24 protein-coding genes and 1 pseudogene are annotated in these 22159 nt (G+C 69.6%); 15 read left to right on the top strand and 10 right to left on the bottom strand.

Annotated features, from left to right (window positions below; genetic code table 11):
• Positions 1-44 precede the first annotated feature (44 nt).
• From JEQ17_RS39970 to JEQ17_RS39940, 7 genes are all read right to left on the bottom strand, one after another.
• Positions 45-377 carry a hypothetical protein gene (locus JEQ17_RS39970; protein WP_200399788.1) on the bottom strand — a complete coding sequence of 111 codons (333 nt, stop codon included), beginning with the start codon at positions 375-377 and terminating at the stop codon, positions 45-47.
• Positions 374-844, bottom strand: coding sequence for a helix-turn-helix transcriptional regulator (locus JEQ17_RS39965; RefSeq protein ID WP_200399787.1), 471 nt, complete (start codon positions 842-844; stop codon positions 374-376). Before JEQ17_RS39965 ends, JEQ17_RS39970 begins: the two co-directional genes overlap by 4 nt.
• On the bottom strand, positions 841-1371 hold the full coding sequence (locus JEQ17_RS39960; protein WP_200399786.1) for a hypothetical protein: 531 nt from the start codon (positions 1369-1371) through the stop codon (positions 841-843). The genes JEQ17_RS39965 and JEQ17_RS39960 overlap by 4 nt, the downstream gene beginning before the upstream one ends.
• Complete coding sequence (locus tag JEQ17_RS39955; protein ID WP_200399785.1) at positions 1368-1976, bottom strand: hypothetical protein; 609 nt, start codon at positions 1974-1976, stop codon at positions 1368-1370. The genes JEQ17_RS39960 and JEQ17_RS39955 overlap by 4 nt, the downstream gene beginning before the upstream one ends.
• On the bottom strand, positions 1973-2836 hold the full coding sequence (locus JEQ17_RS39950) for a hypothetical protein (RefSeq protein WP_200399784.1): 864 nt from the start codon (positions 2834-2836) through the stop codon (positions 1973-1975). Before JEQ17_RS39950 ends, JEQ17_RS39955 begins: the two co-directional genes overlap by 4 nt.
• A 91-nt stretch (positions 2837-2927) precedes the next feature.
• Entirely contained in the window at positions 2928-3095 is a 168-nt protein-coding gene (locus JEQ17_RS39945; protein WP_200399783.1) for a hypothetical protein, read from the bottom strand.
• Positions 3092-3331, bottom strand: coding sequence for a helix-turn-helix domain-containing protein (locus tag JEQ17_RS39940; RefSeq protein WP_200399782.1), 240 nt, complete (start codon positions 3329-3331; stop codon positions 3092-3094). Before JEQ17_RS39940 ends, JEQ17_RS39945 begins: the two co-directional genes overlap by 4 nt.
• Before the next feature lie 148 nt (positions 3332-3479).
• Here JEQ17_RS39940 and JEQ17_RS39935 point away from each other — a divergent pair, with 148 nt between their 5' ends.
• The gene (locus JEQ17_RS39935) at positions 3480-4340 is read left to right on the top strand and encodes a helix-turn-helix domain-containing protein (protein WP_200399781.1); all 861 of its coding nucleotides are present in this window, start codon (positions 3480-3482) and stop codon (positions 4338-4340) included.
• A 177-nt stretch (positions 4341-4517) separates the two neighbouring features.
• Positions 4518-5039: a hypothetical protein gene (locus JEQ17_RS39930; protein ID WP_200399780.1), complete on the top strand. Its 522-nt coding sequence runs from the start codon at positions 4518-4520 to the stop codon at positions 5037-5039.
• Between the two features lie 29 nt (positions 5040-5068).
• On the opposite strand, the gene JEQ17_RS39925 is transcribed toward JEQ17_RS39930, so the two are convergent.
• Complete coding sequence (locus JEQ17_RS39925) at positions 5069-6628, bottom strand: recombinase family protein (RefSeq protein ID WP_200399779.1); 1560 nt, start codon at positions 6626-6628, stop codon at positions 5069-5071.
• Positions 6629-6657: 29 nt separating this feature from the next.
• Between JEQ17_RS39925 and JEQ17_RS39920 the strand changes: the two are divergent.
• The 5 genes and pseudogenes from JEQ17_RS39920 to JEQ17_RS39900 form a co-directional block, all read left to right on the top strand.
• A pseudogene (locus tag JEQ17_RS39920) lies at positions 6658-7827 on the top strand (NADP-dependent succinic semialdehyde dehydrogenase); the annotation flags it as partial.
• Positions 7828-7852: 25 nt separating this feature from the next.
• Positions 7853-8092 (top strand): DUF6213 family protein, encoded by a 240-nt coding sequence (locus tag JEQ17_RS39915; protein WP_055617065.1) that lies wholly within the window; start codon positions 7853-7855, stop codon positions 8090-8092.
• Between the two features lie 262 nt (positions 8093-8354).
• On the top strand, positions 8355-9419 hold the full coding sequence (locus JEQ17_RS39910) for a type III polyketide synthase (protein ID WP_200399778.1): 1065 nt from the start codon (positions 8355-8357) through the stop codon (positions 9417-9419).
• Positions 9420-9426: 7 nt separating this feature from the next.
• Positions 9427-10635, top strand: a complete 1209-nt coding sequence (locus JEQ17_RS39905; protein WP_200401964.1) for a cytochrome P450 — start codon at positions 9427-9429, stop codon at positions 10633-10635.
• On the top strand, positions 10632-11165 hold the full coding sequence (locus JEQ17_RS39900; protein ID WP_200399777.1) for a cupin domain-containing protein: 534 nt from the start codon (positions 10632-10634) through the stop codon (positions 11163-11165). Before JEQ17_RS39905 ends, JEQ17_RS39900 begins: the two co-directional genes overlap by 4 nt.
• An 89-nt stretch (positions 11166-11254) precedes the next feature.
• On the opposite strand, the gene JEQ17_RS39895 is transcribed toward JEQ17_RS39900, so the two are convergent.
• Positions 11255-12484: an acyl-CoA dehydrogenase family protein gene (locus JEQ17_RS39895; RefSeq protein WP_200399776.1), complete on the bottom strand. Its 1230-nt coding sequence runs from the start codon at positions 12482-12484 to the stop codon at positions 11255-11257.
• 169 nt (positions 12485-12653) lie between these two features.
• Here JEQ17_RS39895 and JEQ17_RS39890 point away from each other — a divergent pair, with 169 nt between their 5' ends.
• Positions 12654-13298 carry a TetR family transcriptional regulator gene (locus JEQ17_RS39890; RefSeq protein ID WP_143642952.1) on the top strand — a complete coding sequence of 215 codons (645 nt, stop codon included), beginning with the start codon at positions 12654-12656 and terminating at the stop codon, positions 13296-13298.
• A 169-nt stretch (positions 13299-13467) separates the two neighbouring features.
• On the opposite strand, the gene def is transcribed toward JEQ17_RS39890, so the two are convergent.
• Positions 13468-14007 carry a peptide deformylase gene (def, locus tag JEQ17_RS39885; protein WP_200399775.1) on the bottom strand — a complete coding sequence of 180 codons (540 nt, stop codon included), beginning with the start codon at positions 14005-14007 and terminating at the stop codon, positions 13468-13470.
• A 143-nt stretch (positions 14008-14150) separates the two neighbouring features.
• Between def and JEQ17_RS39880 the strand changes: the two genes are divergently transcribed.
• The 7 genes from JEQ17_RS39880 to JEQ17_RS39850 all read left to right on the top strand — a co-directional run bounded on the left by JEQ17_RS39880 (position 14151) and on the right by JEQ17_RS39850 (position 22142).
• On the top strand, positions 14151-15389 hold the full coding sequence (locus tag JEQ17_RS39880; RefSeq protein ID WP_200399774.1) for a MurT ligase domain-containing protein: 1239 nt from the start codon (positions 14151-14153) through the stop codon (positions 15387-15389).
• Positions 15390-15408: 19 nt separating this feature from the next.
• On the top strand, positions 15409-16137 hold the full coding sequence (locus tag JEQ17_RS39875; RefSeq protein ID WP_200399773.1) for a type 1 glutamine amidotransferase: 729 nt from the start codon (positions 15409-15411) through the stop codon (positions 16135-16137).
• 165 nt (positions 16138-16302) lie between these two features.
• Positions 16303-17328, top strand: a complete 1026-nt coding sequence (locus JEQ17_RS39870; RefSeq protein WP_200399772.1) for a 6-phosphofructokinase — start codon at positions 16303-16305, stop codon at positions 17326-17328.
• Positions 17329-17503: 175 nt separating this feature from the next.
• Positions 17504-18454, top strand: a complete 951-nt coding sequence (locus JEQ17_RS39865) for a cytochrome c oxidase assembly protein (RefSeq protein WP_200399771.1) — start codon at positions 17504-17506, stop codon at positions 18452-18454.
• A 177-nt stretch (positions 18455-18631) separates the two neighbouring features.
• A complete protein-coding gene (locus JEQ17_RS39860) occupies positions 18632-19984 on the top strand; it encodes a DUF6777 domain-containing protein (protein ID WP_325176306.1) in 1353 nt (450 codons plus the stop codon).
• A 33-nt stretch (positions 19985-20017) separates the two neighbouring features.
• Positions 20018-21970 carry a serine/threonine-protein kinase gene (locus tag JEQ17_RS39855; RefSeq protein ID WP_200399769.1) on the top strand — a complete coding sequence of 651 codons (1953 nt, stop codon included), beginning with the start codon at positions 20018-20020 and terminating at the stop codon, positions 21968-21970.
• A 13-nt stretch (positions 21971-21983) separates the two neighbouring features.
• Entirely contained in the window at positions 21984-22142 is a 159-nt protein-coding gene (locus tag JEQ17_RS39850) for a hypothetical protein (protein ID WP_107102596.1), read from the top strand.
• Positions 22143-22159 lie beyond the last annotated feature (17 nt).

The following is a 22159-nucleotide window of genomic DNA, read 5'->3' as shown; positions in this document are numbered from 1 at the left end:
GTTGTCACGACACGTCCCGCCCGCCAGGCAGTACATGGGCGGGGTCAGACCCCGTCGGTAGTGACAGGACGCGGGGTGCCGCAGGGCATGCAGGTGGCGGTACCGTCGCCGTCGTCCTCGTGGCGGGTCCGGCCTCGGCACGTCCCCTCGCAGGGCAGCAGCAGCCCGCACACGACCGAGACGGGCCGGGCACGGCGGCCATGACGGCCCGGGATCCTGGTGCGTACGTCCTCGACGTAGGCGCCCGGCAACGGCGGCAGCGTCCGCTGCACCACCCGAGGCAGGGGGCGCGCCTCACGCAGCCGGTCGGCCACGCCCAGCGCGACGATGAACAACACGACGGCGCAGAGCGCGGAGAACAGCACGAGTACGGTCACGGCGTCACACCCCCGGCGATCTCCTCACCGGTGATCCACCCGGCCGCGACCGCCAGGCCCACGGCCTGGGTGACAGTGCGCGCGCCCAGCCGGCTCATGGCCCGCTTGCGCTGCGCGCGCACCGTGTCGTACGGCATGAGCAGACGGCGGGAAGTGTCCGTCGACGACTCGCCCGCGGCCGCGCTCTTCAGCGCGGCCAGATCGGCCTGCGACAGCGGGCAGAGCGGCGGCATGGCGTCGGCGGTCCGCTTGCGCCGTGCGGCCTCCTCGGCGCGCACCCGGTGCAGCCTGCCGAGCTCGCCGAGCAGCAGCTGCCGCACACGGTCCAGGCGGTAGCCCTCGCGCAGCAGATGCGTCTCGGCGTCGGTGCGCGCCTTCCACTGCTGGCCCGGGTGAGGCGGCCGCGGCAGCACCAGACCCGCTGTACGGATCTGCTCAAGGACATCAGCCGGCAAAGGGGCGCTCACCACGACACCCCCCGGCCCTCGAACTCGGCGAGCGCGGCGTCCAGGTGCCCGGCGTGCTCCCACCGAGCGCAGGGGTAATCCGGCTCCCAGTCGCACGCCATGCCGTGCTCGGCGAGGTGCAGGACCATGTCGGTGACCGCGGCCGGGGAGGCGAGCGTGGACAGCGGCAGGAACCGCACCTGGTCGCCGTGCGGGTCGGCGTCGGCCCGCCACCCCAAGTGGTGCGACCAGCCCACGTGCAGGCCCTTGGGCCACATCCCCTCGCGCAGGCCCGGGTGTCCGGCCGGCCAGGACAGGCGGATCGTCAGCGTCGGGAGCACCGTGTTGGACACCGCGGCGACGATCAGCGGGGGCCGCATGTCCTCACCGGTGAGCGCGGCGTAGACCGCGTCCGCGTACGCGAGGTGCGGAAACACAGGCCCGGGCGCCTCGGGCTGGGTGGACCCGCCCGCGCACGGCTGGCTGCCGTTGCGGGTGTCCTTCCCGGCCCCGGTGGCCGCCTGCAACTGCTCCTGGCGGCCGTTCACTGGGCACCGCCAGCGAGCAGGGCGGCCGCCCATTTCGCGGCCGCGGGCACCGAGGCCATGCGCTCCTCGGCGTGGGCGAACCGCAGCGGGCTCAGGCCGTACGGCCCGGCCTCGCTGCGGACCGCGACCGCGGACCACCGGACGGCGCCACGCTTCCCGCGTACCTGGTTGACGACGCCGACCACGTCGGCCTCGGTCACCCGTGTCACGCCGGGCCGGGTGATGAGGAAGTCCCACGGCTCGTCAGTGCTGAGGCGGCCCCAGCCGAGGAGCGGCTCGCCCGGCCACAGCAGCAGTCCGGCCGTCTTGCGCGGCGGCTGTCCGTACCCGTGCGTGGCGTTCTTCGTCGAGCTGCTGTGCAGGCCCTCCTCGCTTCGGATGACGTGCGCCATCTGGCAGGAGGTGCACACGATCCGCACCGTTGTGCGCTCGTACCGGTCGCCGTGGTGGCAGGCGTCGTTCGGGCACTCGTGCTTGGGGCCCTCGTGCCGCGCGCGGAAGGCGTCGTCCTCGCGCCGGACATCGACGGTCCACTGCGGCCGCGTGCAGCCCTTGAAGTGGCGCAGCAGGTCCCAGCCCAGATATGTGTCCTGAACCGTGGTCACCGGGCACCGCCCGCGGCGTCGCCGTAGCCGTGCCCGGCCTCGGACGCGTCGTTGGCGGTCTCGGCGATCGCCGGCAGCGCCATCGTGTCCATGTCCGGCGCGGGCAGGCACGGCGCCGGTTCGTTCGGGTCGACGGCGGCCGCCCGGTCGAGGGCGGCGAGCTCGGTGCCAGCCGCGGTGATCGCCGAGTTCGCGCACCAGGCGTTGCACCACCAGCGGGCCGGGCCGTCCGTGCCCGCGACCTGGACGCAGACCCAGCCGGAGACGCTCGGGGCGGAGGCGTCGAGGTCCTCGGCCGAGGTGCCGCAGCCGGGGGTGTGGCAGTTCTCGGTGGTGTGGAGGGTGGCGAGCAGCTGTTCGCCGAGCTGCAGGCGCTTGTCGTCGTCGAGGACGAGGAAGGTCTGCGCGCCGTGCGCGGTCGTACAGGGAACGAGGGTGTTCTCGCGGTCGGTGTCCCCCGAGGGGCCCATCACGAGGCCGTCCCAGGACACCGACAGCGGGGCGGTGGCCCGCGGGTCGTTGCCATCGGCGGCCTGCAGGACCTCGTCGACGTACACGAGGTCATCGCCCGGCCGCCCGGCCAGCATGCGACGGATGCCGTCGAGCTGGCCCTTGAAGGTGCTCAAGGTCGCGATCCGCTCCTGCAGGAACTGCACCTCCGCGAGGCGGGCGCGTTCGTCCGCGAGGCGGGCGCGTGCGTCGGCGCGGTGCTCGGCGCGGGTCTGCTCCTGCGCGGCGCCGGCCATCTCCTCGACGGCCAGGCCGTCGTACTGGCGGACCAGGCTGAGGGCCTGCGCGGTGGGGACGTGGATGAGCGGCGGTGGCTCAGTTCCGTGCGGGGTCTGGGATGATGCGGTCAAGGTGATCCACTCCTGGTTTGGGTTTTGGGTGTGGATGTGCCGAAGGGGTCGTGCTCCGGGTGAGGCCGGGGCCGGCCCCGTACTTCGTTGGTCAGGCGGCCTTCGCGGCGGCCTGTTGCGGCCGTACGGCCGCAGGCTCGGTCAGGGACGAGGGCTCGGGAGTGAGCAGGAGCGCGAGTTGGGCGTGCTGCTCGGGCGCGAGGGGCGGCCAGCCGTCGACCATGCGCCGGATGTACGCCAGCCGCTCCTCGCGCGTCATGCCGCGCTCCCGCTAACGGGCACCGCCAGGGGCGGCATCAGGTCCGCGATCTCGCAGTCAAGAGCGGTGGCAAGGCGATCCAGCACCTTCGGGGAAGCGCCCCGCTCGCCCCGCTCAATGCAAGACATGTGCGCCGTGGACAGGCCCGCCTGGGCCGCAAGCGCTATCTGAGTCAGGCCGGCTTCGATCCGCTTACGGCGAACCCGAGCCGGGTCCTGGTTCCGTTGTGGTTCCATGCGGGAACAGTAGAAGAAAGTAGAAGAAAGTGCAATGAAGAAGATGGGAGCAGTTCTACTTGAACGTACAGGGCGCTGCTTATGGCCCTGACCTGCGGCAATTCGCTAAAGTTCACTGATATTCACTGCTGACCGGAAGGGTCCCCCCATGACTGCGCTGTCCGGCGAGGCGGAAAATCCGCGCCCTGAGGCAACGCTGATTCGCCTTGCACGCCAGGCCCGCGGACTGAGCCCGGAGGCCGCAGCCGAGCTGACGCCCATTCGGCTGGGCGGTTCCCGATGGCGCGAGATCGAGAAGGGCTACAAGGGGAAGTCCGCACGTCAGGACGTTCGGGCACCTGGCTTGACGCTGGCCCACATGGCCCACGCCGTCGGGTTGTCACCGGAGCGGCTCGATGAGGCGGGACGTGGAGACGCAGCGGAAATCCTGCGGGAGATCCTGCGCCAGGAGGAAGAGGTCGAGGTCGAGCCGGCACCTTACGCCGACCTCGCAGACCCGCTGGAGCGCGCGGCCTGGGAGGCAGACCTGCCACTGAACGACCGCAAGAAGATGATTGACCTACTCCGCGGAGGGCGTGCGCGCGAGCGTCAGCCACAGCCGCCTGCGAGCGAGCGTCAGCCGGTGCGTACGGACCTGTCCGACGTGCTGCGCGCACGTCGGCTGGAGCTTGGCCTGAGTCTGGAGGAAGTTGCGGCCCGCGCCGTCGGCTCCGGCGGCGAGCGCCTCGTGGAAGCGGATTGGCTGGGGCGACTGGAGAGCGCCTCATTGGCCGAGGGTGAGCATCCGGAGTACCCCCAGCTGGACGCCCTCGCCGAGGCTCTGAGCCTGCACCCTGCCCAGCTCCAGGAGCTGGCAGGCATCCAGTTCATGGACGTGCACACCATCTGGAGCGACGACGGCCAGACGAGCGCACTCGTCATCGGCGACCTGGACGAGGAGGGGCTCAGGAAGGTGCATCGCCTGATGCATTTGTATGGCAAGAGCCCCTCCCGCGATGGCCGGAATTAATTCCGGATCCCAACTCACCCCCACATAGCCGCAGTTGAGAGAGCCGTCAAAGCGCACGGTAGTCAAGGTATGGCCAAAAGTAGTCAGGGCGTGTTTGTGTGGTCGTCCGCCTGGCGGCTGGAGATCACAGGACCGGGTCGCCGCTCCGCGGTGGCGCGGCTTTGCAATGGGGGCGGCATGCCACACACGCCAAAGATCAAGGTGCTGTACCGGACTGCGGAGGCCGGCGAGATACGTGACGACCGAACCGTCCAAATCGAAGACCAGCCGGGCAGCCAGTCAGAGATCCTGCTCCACCGGCACCACACCATGGGGGATGCACTGCCCAGGGCGTTCACGCGCCTGTCCGGACATCAGATCGTCCACGGATCGTGGCGGCAGAGATGGACTGATGACGGACGGATGACGCGCCCGCCTCAAGGGCTCGGGCTGGCAGTCTCCCGATGGGAGGCGGTGCCCGCAGACGAGATGCCGGCCGGCCAAATCGTGTTCGGGCTCTCGCAGGGCGGCAGCTGCGTGTGGCTGATCGACGACCGGTATTGCACTGAGCGGCTGGTCGACGACATGAACGCACTGCTGTTGCGGCTCGCCGGCGATGGGTTGTGGATCCAGTGCTGGTTCCGGGACTGGCCGCCCCGCGTACTCCACGCGCCCCCGCCGCTGCTCACGCCCTCGTCCACGTCGCTGGTCGCGGTGTAGCCACGCGCATGAGCCACCAGCCGTTCCGGTCAGCCCTCGCCTACGGCGGGGGCTGGTCGGCCCTTAGGGGTGATCAGCACGGTTGCCGGGTCAAGCTCGTACGTCGGGCCCTTCATAAGGGTGATGTCCATCAGCAGGCGCACGATCTCGCGCCGTCTTCCGATCGTGAGCGCGTTCCAGACCTTCCGGGCAGCCCCAGGGGTGTCCGCTTCCAGGAAGTCGGCCAGCGGGCTTACCGCGGCTCCTGCGCGCATCTCGCCCCGGATCTCGTCGATGCGTTGGTCGACGGTCGCCTTCGCGGTCTCCAGCATTGCCATATCGATCTTGCCCGTGGCGAACGATTTAGCGGCCTCGATTTTCCGCTTCTCAAGAGTCGCCATTTCGGCGCGCAGCGCTGTCAGGTCGATGTCGGGGCGCCCCGGGGTGATGAGGTCTACAAGGTCCGCCCGCGAGAGACGCTCGATGGCGACATCCGCGATGTGCTCGTCGACCAGGGGGGCTATCTGGTTGCCCTTCTGGCACACCGTGCAGCGGTAGACCGGGCCCTTGGCCCGGTAGTTGACCCGCGCTTTCCCTGTCTCGCAGTAGCCGCAACGAGCGGTCATGCTGACGAGCCACTTCGGGGCGGGCCCCGGAGTGGTGGTCCGTGCCGGATCGAGCAGCAGGGTGATCAAGGCCTGCCGGGTCTCCTCCGGGATGATCGGCTCGTAGGCGCCCCAGGTCATGATCTCGCCCCGGTAGGTCTGGTGCCCGGACACGCGGGGGCCCGTAACGATGTTGACGACGGTCGCCCCTTCCCAGCCGTGGTGCTGCACGGCCTTGCCGCGGTACCGCAGTTGGCGGCCGTCTGTCTGGCTCACCGTCGGAACTCCGCGCTGGTTGAGGTCCTTGATGATCTGGTTCACCCGGCCCTTGGTGGCCAGCAGTTCTGTTGCCCAGCGTCGAATCTCCGCTGCCTCCTCCGGGCGGTGCTTCGACACATCCAGCACCGGGACGTCGCGGTACTCGCGTTCCGCCAGTGGCGCTTTGGGGTTGATGCACTTGCTGCGGACACGCCCCGTCGGTGCGCCCCAGCCGTAGGGACGAATTCCGCCGCCGAAGGTTCCTGTGCGGGCCTGTCGTTTCCGGGCCAAAGCAATGCGCTCGCCCTTGTGTCCGGACTCCTTCTGTGCGGAGTTGATGTCCGCGATGAACTCGGCCCGTCCGATGGCTCGCTTGAGCAGGTACTCGCCGCCCTTCTGCACGGAGAACAGCCGTACGTCGTGCTTCAGGCAGAGGTCGATCAGGTCCAGGGCCTCGCGTACGTCTCTGGTCAACCGGTCCGCGTGCCACACGATGACGGCTTCGATCTTCCCTCGGGCAATGTCGCGCCGCAGTCGTTGATACTCGGGACGTTCGCGGCCCGAAAACGCGGAGATCGAGTTGTCGATGTACGACTCGGAGATCGGCCGACCGATCTCCTCGCCGAAGTCACGGTTCTCCCCGCGCTGGCTATCGACGCCTTGGGCCGCGCCTCCGTCGTCCTCGGAAACTCGGGCGTAGTCGCAGGTGATGCGTTGGATCAGCGAGATGACATCTTGCAGGGCCATGGCGAGAAGTGTGGGGCTCTAACCCCTATATCGGCAAGCCGGTCAAACAGGCCCGCGCGGAGGCCGCCAAGTGCGCGAAGGCGATGCGCTGGTACGCCGACCACGCCGAGGAACTCCTCGCCGACGAGGAGGGCGACCCGTCCGACGCCAAGGACTCCGGCGCCTCCCGCGTCCTCGTGCGCTACCGCCCGCTCGGCCCGGTCCTGGCGGTCATGCCGTGGAACTTCCCGCTCTGGCAGGTGATCCGCTTCGCGGCGCCCGCGCTGATGGCGGGCAACGTCGGACTGCTCAAGCACGCCTCGAACGTCCCGCAGACCGCCCTCTACCTGGAGGACCTGTTCCGCCGGGCGGGCTACCCGGAGGGCTGTTTCCAGACACTGCTCATCGGCTCGGGCGCGGTCGAGGACGTCCTGCGCGACCCGCGAGTGAAGGCGGCCACCCTGACCGGCAGCGAACCGGCGGGCCGCGCGGTCGCATCGGTCGCCGGTGACGAGGTCAAGAAGACCGTCCTGGAACTCGGCGGCAGCGACCCGTACGTGGTGATGCCGTCGGCGGACGTCGAACGGGCGGCGCAGATCGCCGTGACGGCCCGGGTCCAGAACAACGGACAGTCGTGCATCGCCGCCAAGCGGTTCATCGTGCACACGGACGTCTTCGACGCCTTCGCCGAGCGCTTCACGGCGGGCATGAAGGCCCTGACGGTGGGCGACCCCCTGGACGAGAACACGGACGTCGGCCCGCTCTCCACCGAACAGGGCCGCGGCGACCTGGAGGAGCTCGTCGACGACGCCGTCGAGAGCGGCGCGACCGTCCTGTGCGGCGGGGAGCGCCCCGACGGGTCCGGCTGGTACTACCCGCCGACCGTCCTCGCCGACATCACCCCCGAGATGCGCATCCATCTGGAGGAGGCGTTCGGACCGGTGGCGACGCTCTACCGGGCCGCCGATCTCGACGAGGCCGTGGCGATCGCCAACGACACGCCGTTCGGACTCAGTTCCAACGTCTGGACCCGCGACGAGGCCGAGATCGACCGTTTCGTACGTGATCTGGAGGCGGGCGGCGTGTACGTCAACGGGATGACGGCGTCCCACCCGGCGTTCCCGTTCGGAGGGGTGAAGCGGTCCGGCTACGGGCGTGAGCTGTCGGGACACGGAATCCGAGAGTTCTGCAACATCACCACCGTATGGCACGGAGCGTGAGCGTTCCGCAGCTACGATCCCCTCTGTGAACCGCGAAGTGACCCTGCCTCTGATCGTCGACGACCGCGGTACCTTGCAGGTTTCCGCGGCCGACGTGAGCAAGCTCCTGCGAACGATGGGTGGTCGGTGGCTGCATCTGGTGGAGGCGGGGCAGGACGGGCTCGACGAGGACACCGTCGCCGCGCTCACGATCGAGCTCGCGAAGCTCGCCGACCGTATTGACGTGGCGTGCATCGCGCACAGCAGTGGGAGTGCCTCCGGCTAGGCGTGCCGTTTCCGATGCCGTCCGACCGCCGCGGGTTCGCCGTGGCCGGTCGCGCCCACGCGGCTCGGCCGCACATTGATACCGCCCCGCGCCCCTGAGGGGCGAGCCTTCCGGTCGTTGCTCTCCAAAGTGCCACGCCGACCCCGGGTCCCCGATCTGGAGTAATCCGGCGCGATATCCCGGCCCCGCCGGGTGATCGTGGTGGGACCACCCTTCCGCCGAGGAGAGGGAGTTCCCGGCGGGCGAGAGAAGGCGCAGGCACATGGCGACTTTGTGCAGACCCGCGGTGTCCGTTCCGGAATACGTGATCACGATGGAGGAGACGCTGGAGCTGGCGCGCTCCCGCCACCCCGATCACCCCCAGCTGCCGCTCGCGCTCCGGCTGATCGAGAACACCGGCGTACGCACGCGGCACATCGTGCAGCCCATCGAGGAGACCCTGAAGCACCCGGGCTTCGAGGAGCGCAACAAGGTCTACGAGGCCGAGGCGAAGGCCCGGGTGCCGGCGGTCGTCCAGCGGGCGCTCGACGACGCGGGGGTCCTGGCCGCCGACATCGACGTGATCATCTACGTCTCGTGCACGGGCTTCATGATGCCCTCGATGACGGCCTGGCTGATCAACTCGATGGAGTTCTCCAGCGACACGCGCCAGATACCGATAGCGCAGCTCGGCTGTGCCGCCGGGGGCGCGGCGATCAACCGGGCGCACGACTTCTGCACGGCCTACCCCGAGGCCAACGCCCTCATCGTGGCCTGCGAGTTCTGCTCGCTCTGCTACCAGCCGACCGACCTGGGCGTCGGCTCGCTGCTGTGCAACGGCCTCTTCGGGGACGGGATAGCCGCGGCAGTGGTCCGCGGACGCGGCGGCGAGGGCATCCGCCTGGAGCGCAACGGCTCGTACCTGATCCCCAAGACCGAGGACTGGATCATGTACGACGTCCGGGCCACCGGCTTCCACTTCCTGCTGGACAAGCGGGTGCCGACCACGATGGAGCCGCTCGCCCCGGCGCTCCAGGACCTCGCGGGCCTGCACGGCTGGGACGCCTCCGACCTGGACTTCTACATCATCCACGCCGGTGGTCCGCGGATCCTCGACGACCTCAGCACGTTCCTCCAAGTGGCACCGGAGGCCTTCCGGTTCAGCCGGGCGACGCTCACCGAGTACGGGAACATCGCCAGTGCCGTCGTCCTGGACGCGCTGCGCCGGCTGTTCGACGAGGGCGGCTCCCACCACCAGGCACGCGGACTGCTCGCCGGCTTCGGGCCGGGGATCACGGCCGAGATGGCCCTGGGCCGCTGGCACCGTTCAGACGAAGAAACGGCATGACATGACCATGAGCGAAGAGACGACGGCGGCACCTCCGGTACGGCACTGGCCGGCCCTGGACCTGACGGGGGTCGACTTCGACCCCGTCCTGTCCGAGCTGATGCGCGAGGGGCCCATCAACCGGATCCAGCTGCCCAACGGCGAGGGCTGGGCCTGGCTGGTCACGCGCTACGAGGACGTACGGCTGGTCACGAACGACCCCCGGTTCAGCCGCGCGGAGGTGATCGGCCGCGAAGTCACCAGGCTGGCACCGCACTTCATCCCGCAGGCCAGCGCGATGAACTTCGTCGACAAGCCCGACCACTCCCGGCTGCGCAGAGCGGTGAACACCGCGTTCACCACGCGTGGCATCGAGCGGCTGCGCGCCAACGCCCAGAAGACGCTTGAGGGGATGGTGGACGAGATGCTGCGGGACGGACCGCCCGCCGACCTCATCGACCGTGTCCTCGCCCCGTTCCCGATCACCGTGATCTGCGAGCTCATGGGCGTCCCGGCCACCGACCGGCACACGCTCCACACATGGACGCAGGCGATCCTCTCCTCCTCCCAGGGGGCGAAGGTCAGCGAGCAGGCCAAGCGGGACATGGAGGCGTACTTCGCCAAGCTGATCGCCGAGCGGCGCGGCGCGACCGGCGAGGACGTGACCTCGCTGCTGGGCGCGGCCGTCGGCCGGGGCGACATCACCGAGGAGGAGGCGATGGCGCTCGCGGGCCCGATCCAGATCGGCGGCGAGGCCGTGACGAACAACACGGGCCAGATGCTCTACGTCCTTCTGACCCGGCCCGCCCTCTTCGACCGGCTGCGCGACGAACCGGAGCTGCGCCCGGGGGCCCTCGACGAACTGCTGCGGTACATCCCGCACCGCAACGCCGTCGGCCTGTCCCGCATCGCCACGGAGGACGTGGTGCTCAGGGGCGTACGGATCAGCAAGGGCGACCCGATCTACGTCTCGTACCTGGCCGCCAACCGCGACCCGGACGTCTTCCCGGACCCCGACCGGATCGACTTCGAGCGCGGCACCAACCCGCACCTGGCGTTCGGGCACGGCCCGCACTACTGCGTGGGCGGCATGCTGGCCCGTATGGAGCAGGAGCTGATCGTGAACACGCTCCTCGACCGGATCCCGACGCTGCGACTGTCGGTCTCGGAGGACGAGGTGCCGTGGCGGCGCGGCGCGCTGATCCGCGGGCCCGAGGCCCTGCCCGTCACCTGGTGACCGCGCTCACGCCGCCGCCCGAAGGCCTGCTGGTCCCGCCCGGTCACGGTCGTACGGTCCGTACCCCGGCCCAGCACGTGACCTTCAAGGTGACCGGCACGCACTCCCGGACGGCGTCCAGCTTCGAGGTGATCGTCCCGCCGGGCTTCGACGTCGGCGCGCACGTCCACTCGCGCAGCGAGGAGCTGTTCTACGTGCTCGAAGGCGAGCTGGACGTGCTCGCCTTCGAGCCACTCGTCCGCACACCCGACAACTGGCAGCGCTGGCAGTCGGGTTCGGGCAACCAGGTGGTACGGGCGACGCCGGGCACGGTGATCGTCGTACCGCCCGGTTGCCCGCACGCGTTCGCCAATCCCACGGGGAATCCGGCCAAGATGTTCTTCCAGGCGTCCCCGCCACCGGATCACGAGCGGTATTTCGAGGAGCTGCTGAAAATCCTGGACGCTGGCGGGCCACCGGACCACGAGGCGATCGAGGAACTGCGTTCGCGGTACGACATCGAACAACTCACACCTCTGAAACACCGGTGACCTGGGCGTGCCTTCTTTCAGGGGCGCGGGGAACTGCGCGACCAGCCACAACGGACCCGCAGCCCGAATCGGACAGCACCGCGGCGGCGCTACCGAATCGGCATGCCCGACAACGTGCGAGCGATCACCAACCGCTGGATCTCACTCGTACCCTCGAAGATCGTGTAGATGGCCGCATCCCGATGCATACGCTCGACCGGGTACTCCCGGGTGTACCCGTTGCCGCCGAGAATCTGGATCGCCTGCCCGGTGACCTTCTTCGCCGTCTCGCTGGCGAACAGCTTCGACATCGAGCCCTCGGCCGAGGTGAACTGCTTCCCGTTCACGGCCATCCAGGAGGCCCGCCACACGAGCAGCCGCGCCGCGTCGATGGACGTACGCATATCGGCCAGCTGGAAGGCCACACCCTGGTTGTCGATGATCGGGCGGCCGAACTGCGAACGCGTCTTGGCGTAGTCGAGGGCGACCTCGTAGGCGGCCCGGGCGGTGCCGACCGCCATGGCGCCGACGGCCGGGCGGGACGCCTCGAAGGTGGCCATCGCAGCGTTCTTCAGCCGCTCGCCGCCACCGGCCCTGACCCTCTCGCGTGCGCGGGCGAGGCGCTCGTCGAGCTTCTCCTTGCCGCCGAGGAGGCAGGAGCCGGGGACGCGTACGTCCTCCAGGACGACCTCGGCGGTGTGCGAGGCGCGGATGCCGTGCTTCTTGAACTTCTGGCCCTGGGACAGACCGGGGGTGTTCGGCGGGATGATGAAGGACGCGTGGCCCTTGGACCCCAGCTCGGAGTCGATCACCGCGACCACGACATGGACGTTGGCGATGCCGCCGTTGGTCGCCCAGGTCTTCGTGCCGTTGAGCACCCACTCGTCCTTGGCCTCGTCGTACACGGCACGCGTACGCATCGAGGCGACGTCGGACCCGGCGTCGGGCTCGGAGGAGCAGAAGGCGGCGACCTTGACATCGTTGGCATCGCCGTACATCTGGGGGATCCAGGTACCGATCTGCTCCTCGGTGCCGTTGGCGAGGACCCCCACCGCGGCCAGGCCGGTGCCGACTATCGACAGGGCTATGCCGGCGTCGCCCCAGAACAGCTCCTCCATCGCCATGGGTATGCCGAGGCCGGTGGGGTCGAAGTACTGCTGGGCGTAGAAGTCCAGGGAGTAGATGCCGACCTTCGCGGCCTCCTGGATGACCGGCCAGGGAGTCTCCTCGCGCTCGTCCCATTCGGCGGCCGCGGGGCGGATGACGTCAGCGGCGAACCCGTGGATCCAGTCCCGGACCTCCTTCTGTTCGTCGTTGAGCTCCATGGTGAACTCGGCCATGTCCCCTCCAGCGCTGCACTCACGTGTTACTTGCGGTAACCGTAGCTTGTTACCGGCGGGTAGGAAATGTCAACTCCCCGTTCCCGCTCGGCAGCCCGTTCGAGGCAGAATCGTGTGCGGGTGTTACGTTGCGCAGGCGTCACCGAATAAGCACGGGTGGGGAGAGCACATGGACACCACGCAGCGGACCGACCAACAGAGGTCCGCCGACCGCCGACGGCGCGAGCTGTTGGAGGCCGCCGACCGGGTGGTGCTCCGCGACGGCCCCAGCGCGTCGATGAACGCCATCGCGGCGGAGGCGGGCATCACCAAGCCGATTCTGTACCGCCACTTCGGCGACAAGAGTGGACTGTACGCGGCCCTCGCCAAGCGGCACACGGACGCCCTCCTCGGAGCGCTGCGCGCGGCCCTGGACGCACCCGCCGAGCGCCGGGAGCGGGTCGAGGCCACGCTCGACACCTACCTCGCGGCGATCGAGGCACGCCCGCAGGTGTACCGCTTCCTGATGCATCCGTCCGAGGGCGGCCCGCAGAGCGACCAGGGCTTCGACGCCGGGCAGCATTCCGCTCCCCTGCTGCGCCGCATGGGCGAGGAGCTCGCCGAGGTCATCGAGGAGCGCGTGGACCTCGGTCCCGACAGCCAGCAGCTCGCCCGGGTCTGGGGCCACGGGATCGTCGGCATGATGCATGCCGCGGGCGACTGGTGGCTGGGCGAACGCCCCTGCGCCCGTGCGGAGTTGGTCCGCGCCTTGGCGGACCTGCTCTGGGGTCGGCTGGCGGCCGCGGGCGACAAGTTGGGTGGCCCGGCCTTTTAGCGTTCCGCTGGATTCGCGGTTCGTTCTGGATGTGCGGTTCGTTTGCTGCGGGCGCGCTTTGGCTGGTCGCGCAGTTCCCCGCGCCCCTAAAGGCAAAAGACTGGGCAGTTCCCCGCGCCCCTGGAGGGGCGCGGCCTGCCACTGCGCGCCCGCAGTCTGGCACCGGCCCTCAACGCCCCCAAGAGGCCCGTCCCGCCTGCCACATCACCCTCCGGCGGCGCCAACCGCGAACCCGATCCACGTACAGCCCGCCGTCAAGGTGGTCGCACTCGTGCTGAAGGCAGCGGGCGAACCACCCGGTGCCATGAATCCGGACGGGTTCGCCGTCCACGGTGAACCCCTCCACCACGGCGTGGTCGAACCGCTCGGTGCCCGCCTCCAGACCCGGCAACGAGAGGCACCCCTCGGGCCCCCGCAGCACCAGCCCGTCCGCCTCGACGAGCCGCGGGTTCACCACATGCCCCACATGCCGCCGCTCCTCGTCGTCGGGGCAGTCGTATACGAAGACCCGCAACGATTCGCCGACCTGATTCGCGGCGAGCCCGACGCCCTGCGCCGCATACATCGTCGAGAACATGTTCTCGACCAGCCGCGCCAGTTGGGGCCCGAACTCCGTGACTTCTTCACACCGTGTGTGCAATACGGGGTCGCCGAGCAAAGACAGAGGAAGGACGCGCCCTCGGGCGCCCGGGATCGAGCCGTGTCGCATGGCGGCAAGGGTACGGTCCTCAATGTCGCGCGGGTGCCGCGGTGGTGCCGCGATTCGGGCCGGTGAGTGGATCTCGATAGGCTGAGGGCCACACGTTGCCGGGGGCAGGGCGCGGCGCCGTACGCAAGGAGGATCGGGAACTGATGGCAGGCAACTCGGACCCGCTGTCGCCGCGGGCCAAGCTGGCCGTGACGGCGGGCAAGGCGGTCGCAGCGGCGTCACGCGCCGCGGGCCGTGGCAGCGGATCGGTGATCGGCGGCCGGGTGGCACTCAAACTCGACCCCGACCTCCTGGCCAGTCTGGCCCAGCACCTGGACGTCATCCTGGTGTCGGCCACCAACGGCAAGACCACCACGACGCGTCTGATCGCGGAGGCGCTGCGCGCGGCGGGTCCCGTCGTCTCGAACGCGCTGGGGGCGAACATGCCCGCCGGCATCACGTCCGCGCTGGCAGGCGGCTCGGAATCGCGGTACGCGGTCATCGAGGTGGACGAGAAGTACCTCTCCGGTGTGGCGCGGGACACGGATCCCAAGTGCATCGCCCTGCTCAACCTCTCCCGCGACCAGCTCGACCGCGCGGCCGAGACCCGCATGATGGCCGAGCACTGGCGTGAGGGCCTGGCGGGCTCGAAGGCCGTCGTCGTGGCCAACGCCGACGACCCGCTGGTCGTGTGGGCCGCGTCCTCCTCGCCGAACGTGGTGTGGGTGGCCGCCGGCCAGATGTGGAAGGACGACGCCTGGTCCTGCCCGTCCTGCGGCGGTGTGATGCAGCGCCCCGGTGACGACTGGTTCTGCGGCGACTGCGGTTTCCGCCGTCCCACGCCGAGTTGGGCGCTCTCCGGCGACCACGTCCTCGACCCGCACGGTTCGGCCTGGCCGATCCACCTCCAGCTGCCGGGCCGCGCCAACAAGGCGAACGCCGCGTCGTCGGCCGCCGTCGCCGCCGTCTTCGGGGTGCCTCCGCAGGTCGCCCTGGAACGCATGTACCAGGTGCAGGCGGTGGCCGGCCGCTACGACGTCGTCCAGTTCATGCAGCGCGACCTGCGCCTGCTGCTCGCCAAGAACCCGGCGGGCTGGCTGGAGACGTTCTCCCTGATCGACCCGCCGCCGACCCCGGTGATCCTTTCGGTGAACGCGCGCGGCGCCGACGGCACGGACACGTCCTGGCTGTGGGACGTCGACTACACACAGCTCACCGGTCACCCGATCTTCGTTCTCGGCGACCGCAAACTGGACCTCGCCGTGCGCCTCGAGGTGGCGAACCAGCAGTTCCAGGTCTGCGAGAACCTCGACCAGGCCGTACGGCTGGCGCCGCCCGGACGCATCGAGGTCGTCGCGAACTACACCGCTTTCCAGGACCTGAGGCGTCGTGTCGGCAACTGAGCCACGAAGGACGAAGAAGATGAGTGACAACAGCCTGCGTCTCGTGTGGATCTACCCGGACCTGCTGAGCACGTACGGCGACCAGGGCAACGCCCTCGTCGTCGAGCGCCGGGCCCGGCAGCGCGGTCTGGACGTGGCCCGTCTCGACGTACGCAGCGACCAGGCGATCCCCACCTCCGGTGACATCTATCTCATCGGCGGCGGCGAGGACCGGCCGCAGCGGCTGGCGGCCGAGCGGCTGCGCCGCGACGGCGGTCTGCACCGCGCGGTCGGCAACGGCGCGATCGTCTTCTCGGTCTGCGCGGGCTACCAGATCCTCGGCCACGAGTTCATCAACGACCTCGGTCAGCGCGAGCCGGGCCTCGGCCTGCTCGACGTGCACTCCACCCGCGGCGAGGGCGAGCGGTGCGTCGGTGACGTGCTGGGCGACATCGACGCGCGTCTGGGTCTGCCTCCGCTCACCGGCTTCGAGAACCACCAGGGCATCACGCACCTCGGCCCCACGGCCCGCCCGTTCGCGAACGTGCGGCTGGGCAAGGGCAACGGCACGGGCGACGGCACGGAGGGCGCGTACAACGACACGGTCTTCGGCACGTACATGCACGGGCCCGTGCTCGCCCGCAACCCGCTGATCGCGGACCTGCTGCTGAAGCTGGCCCTCGACGTCAACGCGCTGCCGCCCATCGACGACCGCTGGTACGAGGCGCTGCGCTCGGAGCGCATCGCGGCTGCTCAGCAGCCCGCCTGACCTCACGGTCGGGGCCCGTCTGGCGGGGCGTCCGCTCACCTGTGCGGGGACGTCCAGCAGGCGGACGCACGATGCGGACCCGCCCCCTGCCGCCGGTAGGGTGGCGGCGTCCCGCCGGACAGCGTGGTCCGGTTCCCGGCCCACGTTGAGAAGGTATTTCGGGCTATGCGTATTGGTGTCCTCACGTCCGGCGGCGACTGCCCCGGCCTGAACGCCGTCATCCGGTCCGTCGTACACCGTGCCGTCGTCGACCACGGCGACGAGGTCATCGGCTTCCGCGACGGCTGGAAAGGCCTCCTGGAGTGCGACTACCTCAAGCTCGACCTGGACGCGGTGAGCGGCATCCTGGCTCGCGGCGGCACAATCCTCGGTTCCTCCCGTGTCCAGCCGGCGCATCTGCGTGACGGTGTGGAGCGGGCCAAGGGGCATGTCGAGGAGCTCGGACTCGACGCGATCATCCCGATCGGCGGCGAGGGCACGCTCAAGGCGGCCCGTCTCCTGTCGGACGGCGGCCTGCCGATCGTCGGTGTGCCGAAGACCATCGACAACGACATCGCGGTCACCGATGTCACCTTCGGCTTCGACACGGCCGTCGGTGTCGCGACCGAGGCCCTCGACCGGCTGAAGACCACCGCCGAGTCCCACCAGCGCGTTCTCATCGTCGAGGTCATGGGCCGCCACACCGGGTGGATCGCTCTCCACTCGGGCATGGCCGCGGGTGCGCACGCCATCGTCGTGCCGGAACGGCCCTTCGACATCGAGGAGTTGGCCGCGAAGGTCGGCGAGCGGTTCTCGGCCGGGAAGAGGTTCGCGATCGTCGTGGCCGCGGAGGGTGCGAAGCCTCGCGAGGGCACGATGAGTTACGACGAGGGCCGCAAGGACGTCTACGGGCACGAGCGCTTCGCGGGCATCGCCCGGCAGCTCTCCATCGAGCTGGAGGAGCGCCTCGGCAAGGAGGCCCGTCCGGTGATCCTCGGGCATGTCCAGCGCGGGGGTACGCCCACCGCTTACGACCGGGTGCTTGCCACTCGGTTCGGGTGGCATGCGGTGGAGGCCGTGCATCGCGGGGAGTTCGGGAAGATGACGGCTCTTCGGGGGACCGACATCGTGATGGTGCCCCTGGCGGAGGCCGTGGAGACGTTGAAGACGGTTCCTGACGAGCGGTACGCGGAAGCGGAGTGCGTTCTGTAGGTGGTTGGGCGGCCGCGGGTTCGTCGTGGCTTGTCGCGCCCACGCGGCGGAGCCGCATATCGATACAGCCCCGCGCCCCTGAAATGGTGCCCCCGGTCGTAATCGTGACCGGGGGCAGTTCTAGTCTGGGGTGCGGACAGACAGCGCTCAATCAGCACGAAACAGGAGCCGGCGGATGGATCACAGCGGGCACGGCACGACCATGGATCTGCCGCCGTTCACGCTGGGGCGGGGGCTCGAGTGGTCGCCGGACCCGTTCTTCCTCGTGGCCTGCCTCCTGGGGCTCGCGCTGTACGGGTGGGGTGTGGTGCGGCTGGTCCGGCGTGGTGACGCCTGGCCGGTCGGGCGGACCGTGGCGTTCGTCGTCGGCGTCCTGAGCGTCATGCTCGTGCTGTGCACCGGGCTCAACGACTACGGCATGGTCATGTTCAGCGTGCACATGGTGCAGCACATGGTGATCAGCATGCTGTCGCCGATCCTCATCCTGCTCGGCGCGCCCATCACGCTCGCCCTGCGCGCGCTGCCGACGGCCGGCCGCGACCGCAAGGGGCCGCGCGAACTGCTCCTGATGTTCCTGCACAGCCGCCTCATGAAGGTCGTCACGCATCCGGCGTTCACGATCCCGCTGTTCATCGCGAGCCTGTACGCGCTGTACTTCACCCCGATCTTCGACTTCCTGATGGACTCCAAGACCGGCCACATCGCGATGATGTGCCACTTCCTCGCCGTCGGCCTGGTGTTCTTCTGGCCGATCATGGGTGTCGATCCCGGTCCGCACCGGCCCGGCTATCTGATGCGGATGCTGGAACTGTTCGCGGGCATGCCGTTCCACGCGTTCTTCGGCATCGCGCTGATGATGGCGTCCCAGCCGATGGTCGAGACGTACGAGAACCCGCCCGCCTCGCTCGGCATCGACGCGCTCGCCGACCAGACCGCGGCCGGCGGTATCGCCTGGGCGTTCAGCGAGATCCCGTCCGTGCTCGTGCTCCTCGCGCTGCTCTTCCAGTGGCACCGCTCCGAGGAGCGGCAGGCGCGGCGCGCGGACCGGGCCGCCGACCGTGACGGCGACAAGGAACTCGAGGCGTACAACGCCTATCTGGCCTCACTCAACGCACGCGGTAACTGAGCCCCTTTCTCCCTTTCGGTCACTCCGTGCACACTGGGAATTCCCCTTGACTGAAAGGCTTTTCCATTCAGTAGCATGATGCGTGACGCCCTGCTTCCGCTCTGCAGGGTTACGGGGGATCCGCTGGGGGGAGCGGTCATGACAATTCACGCATGCTTGCTGAGGACCGGAAAAACCGTGGTCCGAAGGCTTGCCGTTCTGCTTGCCGCTGCGGTGATCCTCAGCGGATGCACGGAACAACGCCTGTTCGCGGTGAAGGCCGTCGCCGCCGGAGTGCCGTCACTCGCACCTTTTTTCGAAGAGGACGGATCACTCGGCACCGACGAGACGAAGCTCAGGCCGGAACAACCGCACAGCGGCCTGCAGCAGGGCAACACCTCTGGTCTGTACGGGGGTACGCAGAAGCCCAAGGTCTGTGACGTCGACCGTCTCAAGGATTTCCTCACCGATCCCAGGAACCGTCAAAAGGCCCGGGAATGGGCCCGCATCGTGGGCATTACGCCTGATCGGATCGAGGGGTACATCGACGACCTCACACCCGTTCTGCTGCGTCACGACACTCTCGTGAAGAACCACGACTACAAAAAGGGCAAGGCTGTCGCCTTCGACGCATTGCTGGAGGCCGGGATCGCGGTATTGGTGAACGACCAGGGACTTCCCGCCGTGAAGTGCTCGTGCGGAAATCCGTTGCAGTCCTTCGACAAGGATCCCGAGAAGATCTCGGTCAAGTTCGAAAACGGCAACAAAAAGTGGGACGGCTACGAGAAGTCCGACGTGGTGACCGTCAAGCCCTCGCCCCAGCCGCTGGAGCGGATCGCACTGATCGACGTGGACGACCCGGACCAGGGCGTCAACCGCCCCGTCGGCAGCACGGGCGAGAACGACGAGCCGTTCGACGCGACGGAGCAGCACGCGGTGCCGCGCGTGGCCGGGATGACCTTCGACCAGGCCAGTCAGCGGCTGTCCGAGCTCGGCCTCGCGGCGACCTTCTCCGACGGACTCCCGCCGGGCGACGCGGCGGTGACGGGCTCCGATCCGGGGCCGGGAACCGAGTTGCGGTTCGGCGAGGCGGTGGCCCTGAGCGTCGCCGACGACGGCGAGGAGCCGGGTACGCCTCCGGAATCGGACCCGTCCGACGGGCGAACCACGGACGACCCGACATCGGACGGGCCGACCACCGAGGGACCGACCACGGAAGGGCCGACCACGGACGACCCGACATCGAGCGGCCCCACCACGAACGATCCGGACACGGAAGAGCCGGACACGGGCGGACCGACGTCGAGCGAACCCACCACCGACCGGCCCACCTCCGGTGAACCCACCACGATCGAACCCACGACGGCCACCCCGACGACCCCAACCACCCCCACCGCGTCGAGCACGCCGCCCACCGTCGAGCCGACCTCCGCGGAGCCCACGTCCGCCGAACCCACACGGAGCGAGCCGGTGACCAGTGAACCCGCGTCGGGCGAACCCGGCTCGTCCAGTGCGCCGGCCCCGGGCGAGCCCGCTGTCGGTCCGGCGTAAGCCCACCCAGAGCCGAACCCCGGGAGTGACCGGATGGCATCAGGATCACCGCAGTCGGGAGTCGGCCGGGTCATCGCCGGCCGGTACCTACTGCTGAACCAGCTGGGCAGCGGCGGCATGGGACATGTCTGGCTCGCCCACGACCAGCGGCTGGCTTGTGAGGTCGCCCTCAAGGAGATCGTGTTCCGCAATCCGGGCGAGGAGGGCGACCGCTCGGCCAGGGTCGCCCGGGCCCGTGCCGAGGCCCGGCACGCCGCGGGGCTGCGCGGCCACCCGCACGTGGTGACCGTGCACGACGTCCTGGAACACGAGGGCCTGCCCTGGATCGTCATGGAGTACGTGCCGGGCGCGCTCGACCTGCACGCCCTGGTCACCCAGCGCGGGCCGCTGGCCCCCGCCGAGTGCGCCCGTGTCGGACTCGCCGTGCTCGACGCGCTGACCGCCGGGCACGAGCGGGGCGTCATGCACCGGGACGTGAAGCCCGCCAACATCCTGCTGGCCCCGGACCGCGCCGGGTCTCCGTACGCCCGGGTGCTGCTCACGGACTACGGCATCTCCGTGCAGCCCGACGGCGGCGAGACGCGGTACACACAGACCTCCGTGCTGGTGGGCACCGCCGGGTATCTGGCGCCCGAGCGGGCCCAGGGCGGGCCGCCCACCGCAGCGGCCGACCTGTTCTCGCTGGGCTGCACGCTCTACTACGCCGTCGAGGGCTACGGTCCCTTCGACCGCGATTCGGGGCTCGCGGCGCTCACCGCCGTCGTACTGGAGGAGCCGCGTCCGACGCTGCGCGCGGGTGCGCTGGAATCACTCCTGGCCGCCATGCTCACCAAGAACCCCGTCCACCGGATCACCGCGGAGGAGGCCGAGGGCGCGCTGTCCGCGATCCTGACGCCGCAGTCGCATCCCCGGACCCAGTTCGACCCGGGCTCGGAGCCGCCCTGGGCGGGCGGGCCCACCCATACGGCCGCACCCCGTGCCCCCGAGACACCCGGGGCCTCACAGAGCCACGCGAACGGCTCGCAGTGGTACGCGCCGTCGGCCGCGCAGGAGTCCTCGGCCGCGCCCGGCCAGGGGAACCCCGCCACCTGGCCGCCGCCCGGGCAGGGGCCCGCCCCGTGGCCGACCGGGCAGGGGTACGGGCCTCCCCCGGCCACCACCAGCAGGCGCCGCCCGCGCCACCGCGTCCTGAAATCCGTACTGGCGACCGCGCTGGGGCTGGCCCTGGCGGGCGGCGGGACCTGGTACGCGATGGCGTATCTGCCGGGCAAGGGCGCCGGGAACCCGTACGGAGAGGCCGTCGGGCTGACCACGCCGCTCAAGGACGGGGACTGCGTCGACGCCGAATGGCCCGGCACGCCCTTCTCGGGCGAGCCCGCGCTCGAGGTCGTGGGCTGCGACAGCAGGAACACCGAGGGGCAGGTCCTGGCGGCGTTCGAGACCGGCTCCGCCGAGGAGGCCCGTACGGGAGCCGCCGCCCAGTGCGAGCAGCGCACCGGGGAGACCCGCAAGAAGCTGGCGGACATGCGCTCCTTCGCCGCTGTCCCGACCGCGGACGGCTTCGATGCCGCCGACCGTCGCGTCGCCTGTCTGCTGCTGGAGGCGCGCGGCTATCCCGTGTACGGCCCGCTCGGGGACCACCGCAAACCGGGCACGCTCTTCAAGGACACCGCCACGATGCAGAAACGGGACTGCCTCGACAAGGTCTCCGGCAACCGCGCCAAGCTGGTCTCCTGCGACGGCCCCCATGAGCAGCAGGTGCTCGACTTCTTCCGCATGCCTCCGGGAACCAGCCTCGACGACGCACAGGACGAAGCACCCGAAACATGCCAGAAGGAGGTCCCGCCGCAGGACTACGGCTACGACCCCAGCGTCTACGAGGCCGCCGCCTGGGTCGGTAACAGCGGGTGGAACTCAGGGACGCGTTTCGTAGTGTGCACTGCAATTCGCCAAGACCGGGGCACCATGGAGAGGGACGAACCATGAGGAGGGTGTTGCGATGCCCGGTTCTACGAAGACCATGGGAGTGCTCACCGTAGGCGGACTGGTGGTGGTCACGGCCTACACGGTGGCTCTCGGGAGCAGTGGCTGGCTGTGGTTCGGCTGGGTGGTGCTCGGTCTGATCACACTGGCCATGGTGGTGTCGCGCCCCACCTGACGCACTCTGCGTTCAGT

The sequence above is a fragment of the Streptomyces liliifuscus genome, from assembly GCF_016598615.1.
GTDB lineage: Bacteria > Actinomycetota > Actinomycetes > Streptomycetales > Streptomycetaceae > Streptomyces > Streptomyces liliifuscus.
The sequence above is the reverse complement of the archived record's forward strand: the minus strand, read 5'-3'. Positions and strand labels throughout refer to the sequence as shown.

Coding starts and splice junctions, on each gene's coding strand:
- JEQ17_RS39945 (WP_200399783.1), bottom strand. CDS start 3,095: ATGACGCGCGAGGAGCGGCTGGCGTACATCCGGCGCATGGTCGACGGC.
- JEQ17_RS39940 (WP_200399782.1), bottom strand. CDS start 3,331: ATGGAACCACAACGGAACCAGGACCCGGCTCGGGTTCGCCGTAAGCGG.
- JEQ17_RS39935 (WP_200399781.1), top strand. CDS start 3,480: ATGACTGCGCTGTCCGGCGAGGCGGAAAATCCGCGCCCTGAGGCAACG.
- JEQ17_RS39930 (WP_200399780.1), top strand. CDS start 4,518: ATGCCACACACGCCAAAGATCAAGGTGCTGTACCGGACTGCGGAGGCC.
- JEQ17_RS39925 (WP_200399779.1), bottom strand. CDS start 6,628: ATGGCCCTGCAAGATGTCATCTCGCTGATCCAACGCATCACCTGCGAC.
- JEQ17_RS39910 (WP_200399778.1), top strand. CDS start 8,355: ATGGCGACTTTGTGCAGACCCGCGGTGTCCGTTCCGGAATACGTGATC.
- JEQ17_RS39905 (WP_200401964.1), top strand. CDS start 9,427: ATGAGCGAAGAGACGACGGCGGCACCTCCGGTACGGCACTGGCCGGCC.
- JEQ17_RS39895 (WP_200399776.1), bottom strand. CDS start 12,484: ATGGCCGAGTTCACCATGGAGCTCAACGACGAACAGAAGGAGGTCCGG.
- JEQ17_RS39890 (WP_143642952.1), top strand. CDS start 12,654: ATGGACACCACGCAGCGGACCGACCAACAGAGGTCCGCCGACCGCCGA.
- def (WP_200399775.1), bottom strand. CDS start 14,007: ATGCGACACGGCTCGATCCCGGGCGCCCGAGGGCGCGTCCTTCCTCTG.
- JEQ17_RS39880 (WP_200399774.1), top strand. CDS start 14,151: ATGGCAGGCAACTCGGACCCGCTGTCGCCGCGGGCCAAGCTGGCCGTG.
- JEQ17_RS39875 (WP_200399773.1), top strand. CDS start 15,409: ATGAGTGACAACAGCCTGCGTCTCGTGTGGATCTACCCGGACCTGCTG.
- JEQ17_RS39870 (WP_200399772.1), top strand. CDS start 16,303: ATGCGTATTGGTGTCCTCACGTCCGGCGGCGACTGCCCCGGCCTGAAC.
- JEQ17_RS39865 (WP_200399771.1), top strand. CDS start 17,504: ATGGATCACAGCGGGCACGGCACGACCATGGATCTGCCGCCGTTCACG.
- JEQ17_RS39855 (WP_200399769.1), top strand. CDS start 20,018: ATGGCATCAGGATCACCGCAGTCGGGAGTCGGCCGGGTCATCGCCGGC.
- JEQ17_RS39850 (WP_107102596.1), top strand. CDS start 21,984: ATGCCCGGTTCTACGAAGACCATGGGAGTGCTCACCGTAGGCGGACTG.